General features: G+C 56.1%; 14 protein-coding genes and 1 pseudogene. 5 read left to right on the forward strand and 10 right to left on the reverse strand.

Annotated features, from left to right (window positions below; genetic code table 11):
* Positions 1-12: 12 nt before the first annotated feature.
* The 3 genes from HNI00_RS09640 to HNI00_RS09650 form a co-directional block, all read right to left on the reverse strand.
* On the reverse strand, positions 13-1,203 hold the full coding sequence (locus HNI00_RS09640) for an aromatic ring-hydroxylating dioxygenase subunit alpha (RefSeq protein WP_316792815.1): 1,191 nt from the start codon (positions 1,201-1,203) through the stop codon (positions 13-15).
* A 235-nt stretch (positions 1,204-1,438) separates the two neighbouring features.
* Complete coding sequence (locus HNI00_RS09645) at positions 1,439-1,591, reverse strand: hypothetical protein (RefSeq protein ID WP_172354100.1); 153 nt, start codon at positions 1,589-1,591, stop codon at positions 1,439-1,441.
* 186 nt (positions 1,592-1,777) lie between these two features.
* Complete coding sequence (locus HNI00_RS09650; RefSeq protein ID WP_316792817.1) at positions 1,778-2,962, reverse strand: NAD(P)H-quinone oxidoreductase subunit H; 1,185 nt, start codon at positions 2,960-2,962, stop codon at positions 1,778-1,780.
* A gap of 857 nt (positions 2,963-3,819) precedes the next feature.
* Between HNI00_RS09650 and HNI00_RS09655 the strand changes: the two genes are divergently transcribed.
* On the forward strand, positions 3,820-6,093 hold the full coding sequence (locus tag HNI00_RS09655; protein ID WP_316792819.1) for a glycosyltransferase family 2 protein: 2,274 nt from the start codon (positions 3,820-3,822) through the stop codon (positions 6,091-6,093).
* 4 nt (positions 6,094-6,097) lie between these two features.
* Here the strand turns inward: HNI00_RS09655 and menA are convergent, their stop codons facing one another.
* Together menA and HNI00_RS09665 are read right to left on the reverse strand one after the other, a co-directional pair.
* Entirely contained in the window at positions 6,098-6,967 is an 870-nt protein-coding gene (menA, locus tag HNI00_RS09660; RefSeq protein WP_420156340.1) for a 2-carboxy-1,4-naphthoquinone phytyltransferase, read from the reverse strand.
* 162 nt (positions 6,968-7,129) lie between these two features.
* Positions 7,130-7,267: a hypothetical protein gene (locus HNI00_RS09665; RefSeq protein WP_156435391.1), complete on the reverse strand. Its 138-nt coding sequence runs from the start codon at positions 7,265-7,267 to the stop codon at positions 7,130-7,132.
* A gap of 459 nt (positions 7,268-7,726) precedes the next feature.
* Between HNI00_RS09665 and HNI00_RS09670 the strand changes: the two genes are divergently transcribed.
* From HNI00_RS09670 to HNI00_RS09680, 3 genes are all read left to right on the forward strand, one after another.
* Positions 7,727-8,851 (forward strand): isochorismate synthase, encoded by a 1,125-nt coding sequence (locus tag HNI00_RS09670; protein ID WP_316792823.1) that lies wholly within the window; start codon positions 7,727-7,729, stop codon positions 8,849-8,851.
* 80 nt (positions 8,852-8,931) lie between these two features.
* A complete protein-coding gene (locus tag HNI00_RS09675; RefSeq protein ID WP_316792825.1) occupies positions 8,932-9,090 on the forward strand; it encodes a hypothetical protein in 159 nt (52 codons plus the stop codon).
* The gene (locus HNI00_RS09680; RefSeq protein ID WP_316792827.1) at positions 9,068-9,247 is read left to right on the forward strand and encodes a hotdog family protein; all 180 of its coding nucleotides are present in this window, start codon (positions 9,068-9,070) and stop codon (positions 9,245-9,247) included. Before HNI00_RS09675 ends, HNI00_RS09680 begins: the two co-directional genes overlap by 23 nt.
* Positions 9,248-9,262: 15 nt before the next feature.
* Here HNI00_RS09680 and HNI00_RS09685 read toward each other — a convergent pair whose 3' ends face one another.
* From HNI00_RS09685 to HNI00_RS09710, 5 genes and pseudogenes are all read right to left on the reverse strand, one after another.
* Positions 9,263-9,784 carry a Uma2 family endonuclease gene (locus HNI00_RS09685; RefSeq protein ID WP_420156341.1) on the reverse strand — a complete coding sequence of 174 codons (522 nt, stop codon included), beginning with the start codon at positions 9,782-9,784 and terminating at the stop codon, positions 9,263-9,265.
* 134 nt (positions 9,785-9,918) lie between these two features.
* Positions 9,919-10,650 carry a RadC family protein gene (gene radC, locus HNI00_RS09690; protein ID WP_172354108.1) on the reverse strand — a complete coding sequence of 244 codons (732 nt, stop codon included), beginning with the start codon at positions 10,648-10,650 and terminating at the stop codon, positions 9,919-9,921.
* Between the two features lie 139 nt (positions 10,651-10,789).
* Positions 10,790-11,095 (reverse strand): hypothetical protein, encoded by a 306-nt coding sequence (locus HNI00_RS09695; RefSeq protein WP_316792830.1) that lies wholly within the window; start codon positions 11,093-11,095, stop codon positions 10,790-10,792.
* Between the two features lie 343 nt (positions 11,096-11,438).
* Positions 11,439-12,805: pseudogene (gene tnpC, locus HNI00_RS22115) on the reverse strand (IS66 family transposase).
* A gap of 89 nt (positions 12,806-12,894) precedes the next feature.
* A complete protein-coding gene (locus HNI00_RS09710; protein ID WP_316792832.1) occupies positions 12,895-13,134 on the reverse strand; it encodes a hypothetical protein in 240 nt (79 codons plus the stop codon).
* A 178-nt stretch (positions 13,135-13,312) separates the two neighbouring features.
* Between HNI00_RS09710 and crtD the strand changes: the two genes are divergently transcribed.
* Complete coding sequence (gene crtD, locus HNI00_RS09715) at positions 13,313-14,836, forward strand: C-3',4' desaturase CrtD (protein WP_420156342.1); 1,524 nt, start codon at positions 13,313-13,315, stop codon at positions 14,834-14,836.
* The last annotated feature ends 66 nt before the right edge of the window (positions 14,837-14,902 follow it).

The raw sequence follows: 14,902 nt of genomic DNA on the forward strand, positions 1-14,902 counted from the left end.
GTCTTGAGATTGTTACAGTTCACCCCTCCCATTGGAAGTGTCCACCGAACGCCTTGCCGAGTCTGCCAAAACAGGCTCAGGCTGCGGCATTTCTCCTTCACTACTGGCTGCTACATCTGCTGGGGCGATCGCTCCAGAAAACGACTCAGAGAATCCCTGAGACTGTTGCAGAAACTGCTCATACTGCCGCAAAAAGACACGCTGGAGCGCAATGATCGCTGGATTGATTTCCACGTAGCGTCGCTTGGGATCTGACGTGAAAACCCGCTGCTCGCTCTCCATCATCTCCACATCTTGCAGGAGAAATTTCATAAACACAAACCGCCGCACAAACAGCATCAGCGGCTTGCGGATGGGACGCACCAACCACTGCGGCAGGGGCAGCTTGAGGAACAGGATCGAGAAGGAGCGAGTTTCCTTGGGCCCCACGGGCAACCGATTGAGGTAGAGCGAGGACACGCCCTCCAGCGAACTGGTGTAGTGCGGATATTGGTAATGAACCGAGACGATGCGAGTGGTTTTGCCGCCGTCTTCGCTCAGCCCCAGTGCTTTGGTCATCCAGCCGTCATAGTTCACCTCATACTCTGCTAGAACGGAATTAGGCGACTCCTTTAGCTTGAGCAATTTCGGGTCATACCAGCCCTGGAGGTTTTCGTGCAGATAGCCGTGAAACACATCCATCGTGTTCTCGTTGCAAATCGAGAAATGGGCGTGGAAATGTCCCGGAATGGGGATTTGAAAATAGGCAGGGTCGTCGTATTCCGGCATATGGGGCATGGCGACCTGTTCCGCTAGGGACGGGTCACCCGGAAACACCCAGAGAATGCCGTAGCGCTCTCGCGTTGGGTAGCTGCGGGCTTGGGCGCAGGGTAGTTTCTGATTGGGCGGCAGATAGGGAATGTGGGCACATTGCCCGTCTGAGTTGAATTCCCAGCCGTGATAAGGGCACACCAGGCGATCGCCCTTGACTTTGCCCTTGTGTAGCTCTACCCCTTTGTGGGGGCAGGCATCCTCCATCGCGTAGACCTGTCCATCGGGGGTGCGGTAGAGGGCGATCGCCTGCTGCCAGACTACCACTTGTGCCACCTGGCCTGGCTGCAAATCTTCAGCCCAGTAAACGGGATACCAGTAGTTGGGGTTGATGCCGACCTCACGCACCGCGTTGTGGACGGTATGCCCCCTCAGTGTTGTTGCTAATTCCATCGAGCTTTCTGATACGTGAATCGAACTCGAACGCGCTTCCAAAGAGGCTGTTGTTTCTAGTGATCCAGCCATTGCTGCTGGAATTTCGGAAAGTCTCAGAACCCTGCGCCAGACTCTACGCACCGGAACTGTGAAACCCGCCACGCCGCCCAAAAAGATCTGAGCAGATCGTGGAATGTAAACATACTTACCTAAATGTAAACATACTTATTTATCCTTGGTTGGAATGTGTAAGTCAATCCATTTGGACAAGATTGACCCAAACGGGTGAACCGCCGACCAAGAAATCGACTAAGAAATCGACCAAGAAAACGCTGAGCGACGCTGAACCGGGATGCATCAGGTGAAGATAGCCCTTATGACGCGATCGCCCTAGATCAGGTTCCATCCAGCCTCTAGTTAAGTCCTTTACTGCTCTGCAAAGAAACGAACCACGAGAGCATATTAAAACGGCTCGAAACCCTTGTCTCGAGCCGCAGAGATGAATAAAACTGGCGGAAACCAAGCGCAAACCGTACCAGGCACGTAGCATGTGGTGCTATGGCAAGTTGTGCAATGTGTCCTGTTCGGCCCGCTATCGGTCAACCGAACCCATAATCACGTCGATGCTGCCCAAAATGGCCACCACGTCTGCCACCTTCACGCCCTTCAGCAGGTGAGGCAGGATTTGCAGATTGTTGAAGTCGGCGGCGCGGATCTTGAAGCGCCAGGGAAACACGTTGTCATCGCCGATCACGTAGATGCCGATTTCGCCTTTGCCGCTTTCAATGCGGACGTAGTTTTCACCCTTGGGAATCTTGAACGTCGGCGCAACTTTTTTGCCGATGAACTGATAGTCAAAGCTGTTCCATTCGGACTTCGGGCCGGCATTCATCCGCTGGGCTTCCAGGTTTTCGTAGGGGCCACCCGGCAAGCCTACCAGGGCCTGGCGAATGATCTTGACCGACTCGCGCATTTCGCGAATCCGCACCAGGTAACGCGCCAGACAGTCTCCCGCAGTTTCCCAGTGAATTTCCCAGTCAAAGTCGTCGTAGGACTCGTAGTGATCGACCTTGCGGAGATCCCACTTGACCCCCGAAGCCCGCAGCATTGGGCCAGACAACCCCCAGTTGATCGCGTCTTCGCGGGTGATGGTGCCAATACCCTCGACGCGGCGGCGGAAGATCGGGTTATTGGTAATCAGCTTTTCGTATTCATCGACCTTGGGCAGGAAGTAGTCGCAAAAGTCGGCGCACTTGTCCACCCAGCCGTAGGGCAGGTCAGCCGCAATGCCGCCAATTCGCCAGTAGTTGTTGTTCACCATGCGGTAGCCGGTCGCAGCTTCCCACAGGTCATAGATCATTTCCCGTTCGCGGAAAATATAGAAGAAGGGCGTTTGGGCCCCCACGTCTGCTAGGAAGGGGCCAAGCCACAGCAGGTGGTTGGCGATGCGGTTTAGCTCCAGCATGATGACGCGGATGTAGCTGGCGCGCTTGGGCACGGGCACGTCAGCCAGCTTTTCGATGGCATTGACGACAACCGCTTCATTGAACATGCCCGCTGCGTAGTCCCATCGGCTGACGTAGGGCACGTACATCACAGGCGTGCGGCTTTCGGCAATTTTTTCCATGCCGCGATGCAGATAGCCAATCACAGGTTCACAGTCCACCACGTCTTCCCCGTCCAGAGTAACGATGAGCCGCAACACCCCGTGCATCGAAGGGTGATGGGGACCCATGTTGAGCACCATGGGTTCGGTTTTGGTTTCGATCATGGCCATAGGCGAACCGTCTCCTGAACTTGGTTAGGGGCTAATCGCGGCGATCGCCGCACTTGTGCAAACACCAGACTGTTGCGTTCTCTTAAGATTATGCGGGATTTTCTAGATTTCTGCGATACGGGTTTTTGATGGAAGGTTAAGCCAGAGGTAATCGAACCAGATCTCGGGCCAAATTCAGGTAGATATTTCACCGTTAGAGCTTAATTGTCGCACCTTGAAGCGTGTGGCATGGTTTGAGAGGAGCTTTGCCAGATCAATCCGGATGGGTTTCAGCCTTATATTTCAGGATGTCTCTCTGGTTTCAGCCTTATACTTCAGGATGTTTTTAGCACACTTAGCACTTCAGGATGTCCACAGCACACTCAGATTGTTCTCAGCAATTTGTGGGAATGTACGGTTTGAGTAATCCGCTTGAGTAGTCCGCTTGAGCAATCGGTTTGGGTTATCGGTTTCAGTAGATTATGGGCAATCATAAGGGGTGCTTCGTCAAGAACGCTACAGGAACTCGGCGTTATCTGTACGGCGTTACCCATGCAACAGTTAGCGAGACAACAGTTAGCGAAAGGGCTGGCTGATATACCTATGGCTTACCTATAGGGTTTACCGATACGGCTTACCTGGGCGATCGCGCTGGATTAGGCATTGGGATGGACTGAGAACGCGGGAGAAGACTGATGGCTTGGAGATTTCTGAGTCATTCTCAAATCCTTTTTGGTCTTGGGTTCGTATTTAAATGGGGACAGTGTACTGCTTTACACTTGGCTGAGCGAAACTTGTAACGCTTGGCACGTCAGGACATTGGGTTTGGAATAGCGGTTTTGCTTAATCGCCGATGTCAGATTGAGGACTCATCTTTTATGACTACTTCTGAAATTCGTCGTCAGCAGGTGTCCCGATCCAGACCTGCGCCGATGCGTCCGCAGTTGACGACGCTGATTTTGCTGAGCGTGGTGGCGATCGCCTTTGTGATTGTGGCGCTCTGGTTTGCAGGGCAGGGCACGATTAGCAAAATCTTCGCCCAGATCAACGCGATTCAGCAGAACCCGCCGCTCTGGCTAGAAGTGCCGATGGTGACGGGGCAATACCTGCTAGTGCCCACCGTGGCGCTGTTTCTGCTGGTGATGGGGGTGATGGCGCTGTCGCCCCGTCCGCGTCCCTGGTCGCGAACTGTGGTGGTGACGATTTTGCTGGTGCTGACGGTGCGCTATGTGCTGTGGCGAGTGGCCAGCACGCTAAACCTGAATACGCCGCTAAATGGGGTGTTTAGCCTGGGGCTGCTGTTTTTGGAACTATTAATGCTGAGCAGCGCGATTATCCAACTGGCGCTGATGCTGAAGGTGCGCGATCGCCGTTCCGAAGCCGATGCCCTTTCCCAAGCCGTGCAAACCGCCCAGTACGCGCCAACCGTCGATATTTTCATCCCCACCTACAACGAACCCGCCTTTATCCTCAAGCGCACGGTCATCGGCTGTCAGGCGATTGACTATCCGGCTAAAACGGTTTATTTGCTAGACGACACGCGCCGTCCCGAAATCCAGGCGCTAGCGGCGGATCTGGGCTGCGAATATATCACCCGCCCCGACAATCGCCACGCCAAAGCAGGCAACCTGAACAACGCCCTGCCCCGCACCACTGGGGAACTGATTGTGGTCTTCGATGCGGACTTTGTGCCCACCCGCAATTTCCTAATCCGCACGGTCGGTTTTTTCCAAGATCCGCAGGTGGCGCTAGTGCAAACGCCGCAGACCTTTTACAACACTGACCCGATCGCCTACAACCTGGGCTTAGAAGACGTACTCACGCCCGAAGAAGAGGTGTTTTATCGCCAGATTCAGCCAATCCGTGATGGGGCAGGTAGCGTTATCTGTTCGGGTACGTCCTTTGTGGTGCGGCGCAGCGTGCTGGATGAAATCGGCGGCTTTGTCACCGATTCCCTCAGCGAAGACTACTTCACGGGCATTCGCATTTCGGCTCAGGGCTATCGCCTGGTGTACCTGGACGAAAAGCTGAGTGCTGGTCTGGCAGCAGAAAATATCGCCTCCCACGCGCTCCAACGGCTGCGCTGGGCCCAGGGCACGCTGCAAGCCTTTTTCATTCAGGCGAATCCGCTGACGATTCGGGGGCTGCGGCCGTTGCAGCGGCTGGCCCACCTGGAGGGATTGCTGCACTGGTTTACCAGTATTTCCCGCGTGGGTTATCTGCTGATGCCGCTGGCCTATTCGTTTTTGGGCGTGATTCCGCTACGGGCGACGGCAGCGGAGCTGATGTATTTCTTTTTGCCCTATTATCTGGTGCAGCTTGCGGTGTTTTCCTGGCTGAACTATCGATCGCGCTCCGCCGTGCTGTCGGACATTTACTCGCTGGCGCTGGCTGTGCCCCTGGCAGCGACGGTTGTAAAGGTGATGCTGAATCCCTTTTCCAAAGGGTTCAAGGTCACGCCGAAGGGCACGGCGAGCGATCGCTTTACGTTTAACTGGAACCTGGCCGCGCCGATTCTGATTTTCTTTGTGCTGACGGCCATTAGCCTATGGGTGAATCTGGGCATGTGCATGATCAAGGGCGCATGGCAGCAGACCGTTACGCCAGAAGAGGCGATGGTGGTGAAAGGCATCGGGCTGGGCTGGCTGTGGAGCCTGTATAACCTGATGATGCTGGGGATTGCGCTGCTGATTTTGCTGGATGCGCCGCGCCCCAGTCCCTATGAATGGTTTGACCTGCGCCGGACGGTGCGCCTGCAAGTGGGCGATCGCTCGTTTTACGGCATCACCACCATGATTTCTGAAGTGGGCGCAGAGGTCGCCCTCACCCAAGCAGGCTTTCCGCCCCCGTCGCCGGATTTGCCGCCCGTGCAAATCGAGCTACTGGAAGAAAGCCTGACGCTCTGGGGATTGGTGGAACGGACGGGCACAAGCGACGAATTTCCCACCGTGCGGATTCTGTTTGAAGAAATGAGCCTAGAACAGCAGCGCCGCTTGGTGGAAGTCTTGTTCTGCCGTCCGGGGCAGTGGAAAACGCGGCAGTCTCCTGGCGAGTTTCAGTCGCTCTGGCTGCTGCTTCGTGCGTTGCTGAAGCCGAGGGTGTTGTTTGGGCGAAATGTAGACGTGACTCCGGTGCCTGTGGCAAAAGTCTGATGGATTAACAACCCAAGGCGGCTAGCGCAAACCCTGCACACAGCAGCAGACTACTCCAAAAATGCAGCGAGACGGCGATGAACTTGCAGTTGCTGACGCGGGCGGGTTTGTCGTGGTTGGCGAGGACGTGGCGGCAGAGATGGAGCGCGGGCGGCAGGCTGGCAAAGATGAGCAGCGTCCAGATGGGAAATAGCCCTGCGATGACAAACAGCACCGTTAGCCCGTAGAGGCTGCCGCAGAGCCACGGGAGCAACTGCGCCGAACGACGAGTGCCTAGTCGCACGATGGGCGATCGCTTTCCGGCGGCGGCATCGTCTGCGACCTGGTGAAAGTGGGAGCAGAACAAAATCAGGCTGGTGCTGATGCCCAAAATGATGGATGCGGTCAGGCTTGTCCATGATCCCGACTGGCTCTGGCTATAGTAGGCGGCGGACACGCCCAGCGGCCCAAAGGCGAAGAAGCAGAGGATTTCGCCCAGCCCTTGATAGCCCAGGCGGAAGGGTGGGCCCTGATAGACATAGCCCAGTCCGCAGCAGAGCAAGACAAGACCCAGAACTGTAGGATCTTGCTGAATCCAGGAAATAGAAATGATGCCTGAAATTCCCAGGATTAAACAAACATTGGCGATCGCAAAAATCAGAGACTTATTTTTCGTTAGATTCACCAAAGAATGATGTTTGTTCTGATCAATTCCGGTTTCCGAATCAAACACGTCATTGCTCAGGTTTTCCCAGATCAAAATTAAAATTGCGGCCGCTAAAAACGTGATCAAAATATCCCATTGAAGCGATCGCTTTTCAAAATAGGCGATCGCCGTTCCCAGCGCAATCGGCATAATCGCAACGCTATACATGGGTGGCTTCAGGGCTGCCATCCAGAGCTTTTTGGCAGGCGGCTTAGCGGGCTGCTCTGGGTGGGGGCCGACCGCAGACCCAGCGCTGAGTGTCGGTTCCAGGGAGTTAAGGTTTGTGGAGGGAGTTTGTCGGGTCGGTTTGGTCGTCATTGCGGGCGGGTAACTGCTGGAAGCCTCATTATTCTACGATTTTCCGCCTCTCCGATTGGTCGTGGCGACCTGTTGGAACTGTAAAGAGTTGTGACTGATGTTGCGGGCGATCGCCCCTCGCCCAAACGCTTGATGGGCCTTGGCTTTGTCGGAGACAATCGTCAGCTTCATCAGATCTGATGGGCCGGTGGCTAGACTTTGCCCAAGTATGTTACCTGTAGTAGACAGGCTGCGCCCGCCATTGCTGTTTTACTGCTCACCTTTATCGAACCGTTTTACCATTGACTCATGCCAGTCGCACCCCGACCGATTGAACCTGTTCAAGATTGCAAAAGTTTATATAAACTCCTTTCCCAATGCCAGAAGCATATCAAACAAGTCCTAGATTCTGAGCATCAGTCTGGTTGCAATTGGGTCAGCATTTCTCAGGAGATTGAGGCGGTCGATCCACTGCTGGCTCTACATCAATTTAATCTCTCTGATCAGCCCCATTTCTACTTTGAAAAACCCTACGAAGGCGAGGCCGTAGCGGCTTTTGGGAAAACTTTGTCGCTCAGCACAGGGGGCGATCGCCGCTTTTTAAGAACTCAGCAATTTCTCAAGCACAGCTTAATTGGGATGCCTCGTTTCATGGCAACTCATGGGGTGGAAACTGCGCCAATAGGCATCACCTCTCCTGCAGATCTTCGCTGTTTTTGTAGCTACACCTTTTTTGATGAACCTAGATCCCTTCATTCACCATTTGCCTCTGCCATGATCTTGCTGCCAGAGTGGCAGATTTTGCGCCAGCCAGATCGCTGTTTGGCAACCGCAAATATAGCGCTGGATGCTGATACTAATGTGACCCTGCTAACCGATGCACTCTGGCGCAAGTTTCAAAAAATTCAGCAGGCAAACTATTCCTTATTAAACTTTGCGGGCAGTGAGGCGATCGCCCCCCCATCCTGGGAATTTTTAGAAATTAATGATTTCCAAAAAACGGTTGAAAAAGCGCTCCGCTCGATTCATCAAAATCGCCTGCAAAAACTGGTGCTGTCTCACGCGGTTGACGTGATTTCTCGCCGTCCATTCGACTGGCTTTTTTCTCTGCATCATCTGCGGCAGCTTTATCCCGATTGCTATATCTTCTCGGTGAACCAGGGCGGCAGCAAGACCTTTATCGGGGCCAGCCCCGAACGACTGGTCAGCGTGCGGAATCAGCGCCTCACGACCGATGCGCTGGCGGGGTCTGCGCCGCGAGGCCGCACAGCAGACGAAGATGCGAGGCTGGGCTACACCCTGCTGAACACGCCCAAAGAGCGGCACGAACATCAGGTGGTGGTGGACTTTTTGCGCGATCGCCTACTCTGTCTTGGGCTATCCCCCCAGATGCCCGCCGCCCCCGACCTGCTGCGCTTGTCGAATATTCAGCATTTGCACACGCCCATTCACGCCCACCTGCCCGCCCGACTGCACCCGCTGGAACTGGTGGACGCGCTGCACCCCACGCCCGCCGTGGCTGGGCTGCCCCGCGATATCGCCTGCGAGGAAATTCGCCGCTCTGAGGGCTTTGGGCGATCGCTCTACGCCGCACCCCTGGGCTGGGTGGATGCGGCGGGCAATGCGGAATTTATCGTCGGCATCCGTTCGGCCCTGCTGGAGGGCGATCGCGCTCGGCTGTATGCAGGCGCGGGCATCGTCGCCGGATCGGACCCTGCCCGCGAACTGGCTGAGGTGAAGCTAAAGCTGCAAGCGCTGCTCAAGGCACTGGTTTAGGTTTTCTGGTTTAGAGTCGAAGATAAAAGTTCCCTAAGTTCCTGTTGCAAGCCCCAATCAGCCTTTAGAGGGTTTCTTGAATGGTGACAGCGCCAATTGCCAAGCCAATTAGCCAAATGCACCTGGCACCGGGCAGCCTGGTCAGCATTCCTGACCTGTCTTGGGAAGAATTTGAACGGCTTTTAGAAGAACTTGGCGAACGGCGGGCTGCCCGAATTGCCTACAGACATCCTGCATGATGGGCATTATGTGGAATCTGACTATAGCCCAACGTTTCCTGAGCTTCCAGTCAAGCCGCTGATTCTAGAGGCTGTGGCGCAGGTGTGGACAGTCGGCACGCCTGCGGCGATCCAGGCGTTTCAGATGGCGCTGGAGCAGGGGTTGGATCAGGGATGATGAGGAGACGAAACTTCAGAAGTCTAGCTCCTCAAACAGTTCCGCGACCGCGAGGGAAAATCCCGGCACAACCGATTCGCCATCCAGCGCATCTTGCAGCCGCAGCAGGCGATCGGGGCTGGGGCTGTGGTAGATCAGCACGTACTGCTCATCGGGGTGAATCACCCATACTAGGCGAGTTCCGTTTTCAAAATATTCGACGATTTTGTCGTGAATTTCTTCGACCGTGTTGCTGGGCGACAAGACTTCCACCGCCAGATCCGGCGCACCCTGAAAGAAGCCCTTGGGCAGCCGCCGCAGCCCTTGCAGCCGATCTTTAGCCACGAAGGACACATCGGGCGATCGCCGATTGCCGTTTTTCATCGCAAAGGCGGTGCTGGAGTCGCACATGACACCGAGCTTATGGGTTCGCACAAAGCCACCCAATACAATCATTAAGTTGCTGGCAAACCAGCCATGTTCCATTCCTGAGTTGCCCATATCAATGAGTTCTCCGTTCACCAGTTCGTAGCGGTGTCCGTCCTGCGGCAGCGCCATAAATTCTGCATCGGTCCAGACCTTGGGTTCAGAGGCGGGCTGAATCGATAGACCGGATTCTGCTTTGGGTTCGTTTTTGGGTTCGTTGGATGCGAGGGTCATCGGGGAGGCCTCCATTCACGGTTGGGATGGCGCTAGACTTCCTGGGGCGTTTCGCTCCAAAGCTGCGTGGTTTGGCGCAGGCTGATGAAGTCGCCATTGCCTAAGATTAGATGATCCAGCAGCGGGATGCCCAAGACCTGTGCGCCTTGCAGCAGTTGGCGGGTGAGGGCGATGTCTTCTGGGCTGGGTTCCAGGTTGCCCGATGGATGGTTGTGGGCGATGATGGCGCGGGTTGCGCCCCGGCGAATCACTTCGCGGAAGATTTCGCGGGGATGGGCGAGGGTTTCTGTGGCTGTGCCAATGCTGATCAGTTGGGTTCCCAGCAGGCGGTGCTTGATATCCAGCAGCACGACGGCAAAGCGTTCCTGGGGTTGCCACATGAGGTCTTGGCTGAGGACGGCGGCCGCCACGGCGGGGTCGTCTACGATGGTGCGATCGCCCGGTCGGGACTGAAACACCCGCTTGCCCAATTCGATCGCCGCCAAAATGGTCGTTGCCTTTGCTTCGCCGACCCCGTTGATCTGCATCAACTCCTGAGGCGCGACATGCTGCAAGGCGGCCAGTCCGTTGCCGTGGCTCTCTTCCAGGGTTTTTAGGATGAGATTGCCCAGGCCCACGGCCGACAGTTTGCCCGGCCCCTGGCCGGTTCCCAGCAGGATGGCAAGTAGCTCCGGGGCGGAAAGTTGCTTCGCTCCATAGGCCAGCAGCCGCTCGCGGGGACGTTCGCTTTGCGGCAGGTCGGCGATCCGTAGGCTGTAGGTCATGCAGGTGGGTGCGGGTAGATGCAGAGAGCGGAGGAGCGATCGCCTGCGGCAGCAGCGGGTCTTCTCCGCAGGCGACCGATTTTCCTGATTCTCCTAGTCTTCCCTTAATTTCTTCGTCCTAGTCAAAGGGACGATGGCTTTAATTCAGGGGGCGATCGCGCTGGAGATAGCGCAACACATCCCCCGCATCAGGACGCAGGACAATGCCGCCCTCCGGAATCTGCACCACGCGGCTCCATTCAAAGCGCTCGGCATAGTGCAGGAGATGCAGGCGGTCGATCTCGTGCTGGGTGTCGGCGGGAGACCCGACCAGGTAAAGGCGCAGACGGCGGCGGCTCGGCCGCGGAGGCAGCAGCGGCGGCAGCGAAGCAGGCAGGGAAGCAGGCAGCGAAACCGAGGCCGCCTCCGGGTTGGAAGCCGCCGAAAAGTATTGAATTTGAAGCATTTGGGGTTTCCTCTTGAAATGGGAATGAAGGAAACCCCGAAAAATCGCCGCCCGAAAGACATAGAGCGAATTTCAAGGCGGCTAAAATAAGCAAAGCCCTGAGACAGCTTACTCTGTCAACGGGTCAGGTGCTGGTTGGTGCGGCTAACACCTGCCAGCGCCGTAAACGACTAGCGGCAAATTTTTCGGGGACGCTGCGTCGATAGGGTATCTTTCACAGCTTGATGGACGATTGTAGTAGATGCGATCTCCGATGGCAAGGAAGAGGGCAAGGAAATTTTAGATTTTGAGCTTGGGGGTTGATCGGCCATTTTGCGGCGACAAAGGCTCCAATCGTAATTACTCAACCCAATAGCCAATCGAACTGATGTGAGGTAAGGGCACGAGAAATGGCATCAAAGGCAGAAATGCCCTGACGCTTTGCAGTATTGACCAGCGAACGCACCTGAGCGAATAACTCTGCTCCCCAGTCTGAGCGGAATCCGTTGGTCACCTTGCGAAAGATTACACTCCAGCGCAACGCCTGTTCACTTGCATTATTAGTCGGCGGGATTGCCTCATCGGTCAGAAACAGTAACAGATGAGCGTGAATCTTCTGATAGCGTTTGAGCAACCTTTGTCCCTCGACTGATTTGGGCTGCAAGTTGAGAATCTCTCGGAGTGACCCACCCAATCGAGCGCAATACTGTTCGACGGTCGAGGTGGCAAGGATCTGTCGTCGCCGTTGCAAGGCAATGGCTTTGAGCAACAGCCGTTTCATCCGGGGCGCAAACAAATCATCCCCTGCATCAATCGCATACTGACAATCACGCAGTTGATGCGCTAAACATACTTGCCAGTCTTGGGCTGGATGGGCTGCCTGAGCACTGAATAAGTCAGACACCCAAATCTGCGGTTGATGCCCAGCCATCACGGTATCAATGACCGTTTTGCCACGAGTGGGACGAATCACATGCAGACACACCTGGTCGTTTTGAAACACCCATTCCCACTGGTTTTCCCATTCACCCGCGCCCCGGTTTCATCACTACCCACTAGCCGAGCACTGCGTAAACGTTCCACAATCTTGGCAATTGGAGTTTCTAGCTGCCCCTGCACCCGTTGCAAGAGATTGGCAATGGCTCCTTCCGACAGCTTTAGACCGTAAAGGTCGCCCATCAAGTGGCTCAACCGTTGGTAGCTGATAGCATGGCTGTAGCGTAGATAGGTGACTAGACTCGCAACACTCGTACCAAAGGGAGACCCTGGCTCTAATCCGACTGGAACCGGAGCCTCATACGCCTTTTGGCAACACTGACAAGTCCCACCGTAGCGTTCAACTCGGGTGATGTGAGGGGTCAATCGGGGCAATTCAATGCGCTCGTAAATCCCACTCAATCGCTGCATTGATAAGTCAACTTCGACCCCACAGTGGGGACAGCTTTTAGCTTGGGCTATCACCACTTGATCTGGTTGTTGGCTCAATGTCCGCCCACCATTGCGGTGATGCCTCGTTTCCTCACCCTTGACGGAAGTTGATTGAACACGGCTCTGATTGGGCTTAAAGCCTTGAGATGGAGGCAGACTCGAATTCTTTGACGTTTTCTTGACCCGTTTTTGCTTCAGCTTTTCCACCTCCGCTCGCAACGTTTGCAACTCCTGCCACAGCCCGCTTATCAGGGCATCCTTTTCGCTATGGCTCAGTCCATCGAGGGGGGGCAGTTCCTTCATGGCAAAAGCTTATCATCTTCTGCTATGACCCTGCTCAGGTCAACCTAGTTGAGCAATTACCTCCAATCTAAACCCCAAAATCCAAAGCCTCACACTAGCTCTAGCTCATCCGGACGGAAGGCATAGATGGCCTGTAGCCCAGCCGAATCGACGTAAATCTGCTGCGTATCGAGATCGTACAGGTAAAGCACAATTTCTGCGGGGGGCGACGGGGGCGATGCATCCTCCGACCAAACAATCCCGGCAATGATTCCATAGCTGTAGGTACGTTCGCTGTTTGGCTCGGGGCTAAACGGTTGCCGCAGGCGCACGAGGTCGCCTATATCCATCGCAATGTTGAGAAATCTGGCTTAAATGATCATTAACCTTACCTTAACCTGAACATCGAACACAATCTTGACTTTTATAGCGCGATCGCCCGCATCCGGTTAAACGTTAAAATGAGAATTGTTAAGAAATGTAATGCAAGTATCACAGGGCTGGCGATCGCCAGTTGGAGTAGGGCGCATGGCTCATCGGGTAATCACTCCTCGCGTAGTCGTAATCGGGGCGGGCATCGGCGGGCTGACGGTGGCGGCGCTGCTGGCGCGGCGGGGCTATGGGGTGCGGGTGTTTGAGCAGGCGATCGCGCCGGGGGGCTGTGCCTCTACGTTTCGGCGGCGCGGCTTTACCTTCGACGTGGGCGCAACCCAGGTGGCCGGGCTGGAACCGGGCGGCATTCACCACCGCATTTTCTCAGAATTGGGCATTGACCCACCCGCCGCCACGCCCTGCGACCCCGCCTGCGCCGTCTATCTGCCAGGAGAAGCAGAGCCGATCTGCGTGTGGCGCGATCCGCAGCGCTGGCAGCAGGAACGGCAGCGCCAGTTTCCAGGCAGCGAACCCTTCTGGCAATTGCTCAAGGACTTGTTTCAGGCAAGCTGGGCGTTTCAGAGCCGAGATCCGGTGCTGCCGCCGCGCAATGGGTGGGATGTTTGGCAACTGGTGCAAGCAGTGCGGCCGGGAACGCTGACCACGCTGCCGCATACGTTTTCCACGGTGGGGCAGGTGTTGCGCTGGTATGGGCTGGGGCAGGATCATCGGCTGCGGCGGTTTCTAGACTTGCAGCTGAAGCTCTATTCCCAGGTGGATGCAGAAGAAACGGCGCTGCTCTACGCGGCCACGGCGCTGGCGGTGTCGCAATCGCCCCAGGGCTTGTTTCACCTCCAAGGCAGTATGCAGGCCCTGAGCGATCGCCTGGTGGAAGCCCTGGAACGTGACGGCGGTACGCTGCATCTGCGCCACTCGGTAGACGGCATCCTCACGGAACAGGGTCGCGCCGTCGGCGTGCGCGTTTGCAACTCCAAAACAGGCGAAACCTGGACAGAACCCGCCGATCACGTCGTCGCCAACGTAACGGTGCAAAATCTGGTGAAACTGTTGGGCGAGGCCGCGCCAACGGGTTATCGCCAGCGCGTAGACAAGCTGCCCGACGGCTCCGGCGCGTTCGTGGTGTATCTAGGGGTGAAGCAGGACGCGATTCCGGCCGACTGCCCGCCGCACCTGCAATTTCTCTACGACTTTGACGGGCCCATCGCCGAGAATAATTCCCTGTTTGTTTCCGTCAGCCATCCCAACGACGGCCGCGCCCCAGACGGCTGCGCCACGGTGATCGCGTCGTCTTTTACTGACCCGCGCATCTGGCAGGGCGACGACGACCGCTACGCCGCGCTGAAGCAGCACTACACCGAAACGGCGATCGCCCGCCTGGGGCAGTTCTTCCACCTGACACCTGAGACGATAGTGCATACCGAAGCCGCCACACCCCGCACCTTTGCCTACTACACCGCGCGCGATCGCGGCATGGTCGGCGGCATCGGCCAGCGCGTCTCCACCTTCGGCCCCTTCGGCTTTGCCAACCGCACGCCGATTCCTCGCCTGTGGCTGGTGGGCGACTCGACCCATCCCGGCGAGGGCACAGCGGGCGTGAGCTACAGCGCGTGGACCGTGGCGCGGCAGATCGAGGCAGTGGGGGAGGAACGGAAGAAATGAAGAACGAAAAATGAAGAACGAAAAACGGAACCTCTTCGTTCTTCGCTCTTCGTTCTTCGCTCTTCG

The organism is Thermoleptolyngbya oregonensis NK1-22, assembly GCF_032705245.1.
In the GTDB taxonomy this organism is placed as follows: domain Bacteria; phylum Cyanobacteriota; class Cyanobacteriia; order Elainellales; family Elainellaceae; genus Thermoleptolyngbya; species Thermoleptolyngbya sichuanensis.

What these genes read in the sequence shown, in the direction of transcription:
- HNI00_RS09640 (WP_316792815.1), bottom strand. Translation starts at nt 1,203, where the DNA reads ATGGAATTAGCAACAACACTGAGGGGGCATACCGTCCACAACGCGGTG.
- HNI00_RS09645 (WP_172354100.1), bottom strand. Translation starts at nt 1,591, where the DNA reads ATGGAACCTGATCTAGGGCGATCGCGTCATAAGGGCTATCTTCACCTG.
- HNI00_RS09650 (WP_316792817.1), bottom strand. Translation starts at nt 2,962, where the DNA reads ATGGCCATGATCGAAACCAAAACCGAACCCATGGTGCTCAACATGGGT.
- HNI00_RS09655 (WP_316792819.1), top strand. Translation starts at nt 3,820, where the DNA reads ATGACTACTTCTGAAATTCGTCGTCAGCAGGTGTCCCGATCCAGACCT.
- menA (WP_420156340.1), bottom strand. Translation starts at nt 6,967, where the DNA reads ATGGCAGCCCTGAAGCCACCCATGTATAGCGTTGCGATTATGCCGATT.
- HNI00_RS09665 (WP_156435391.1), bottom strand. Translation starts at nt 7,267, where the DNA reads ATGAAGCTGACGATTGTCTCCGACAAAGCCAAGGCCCATCAAGCGTTT.
- HNI00_RS09670 (WP_316792823.1), top strand. Translation starts at nt 7,727, where the DNA reads ATGGCAACTCATGGGGTGGAAACTGCGCCAATAGGCATCACCTCTCCT.
- HNI00_RS09675 (WP_316792825.1), top strand. Translation starts at nt 8,932, where the DNA reads ATGGTGACAGCGCCAATTGCCAAGCCAATTAGCCAAATGCACCTGGCA.
- HNI00_RS09685 (WP_420156341.1), bottom strand. Translation starts at nt 9,784, where the DNA reads ATGGCGCTGCCGCAGGACGGACACCGCTACGAACTGGTGAACGGAGAA.
- radC (WP_172354108.1), bottom strand. Translation starts at nt 10,650, where the DNA reads ATGACCTACAGCCTACGGATCGCCGACCTGCCGCAAAGCGAACGTCCC.
- HNI00_RS09695 (WP_316792830.1), bottom strand. Translation starts at nt 11,095, where the DNA reads ATGCTTCAAATTCAATACTTTTCGGCGGCTTCCAACCCGGAGGCGGCC.
- HNI00_RS09710 (WP_316792832.1), bottom strand. Translation starts at nt 13,134, where the DNA reads ATGGATATAGGCGACCTCGTGCGCCTGCGGCAACCGTTTAGCCCCGAG.
- crtD (WP_420156342.1), top strand. Translation starts at nt 13,313, where the DNA reads ATGGCTCATCGGGTAATCACTCCTCGCGTAGTCGTAATCGGGGCGGGC.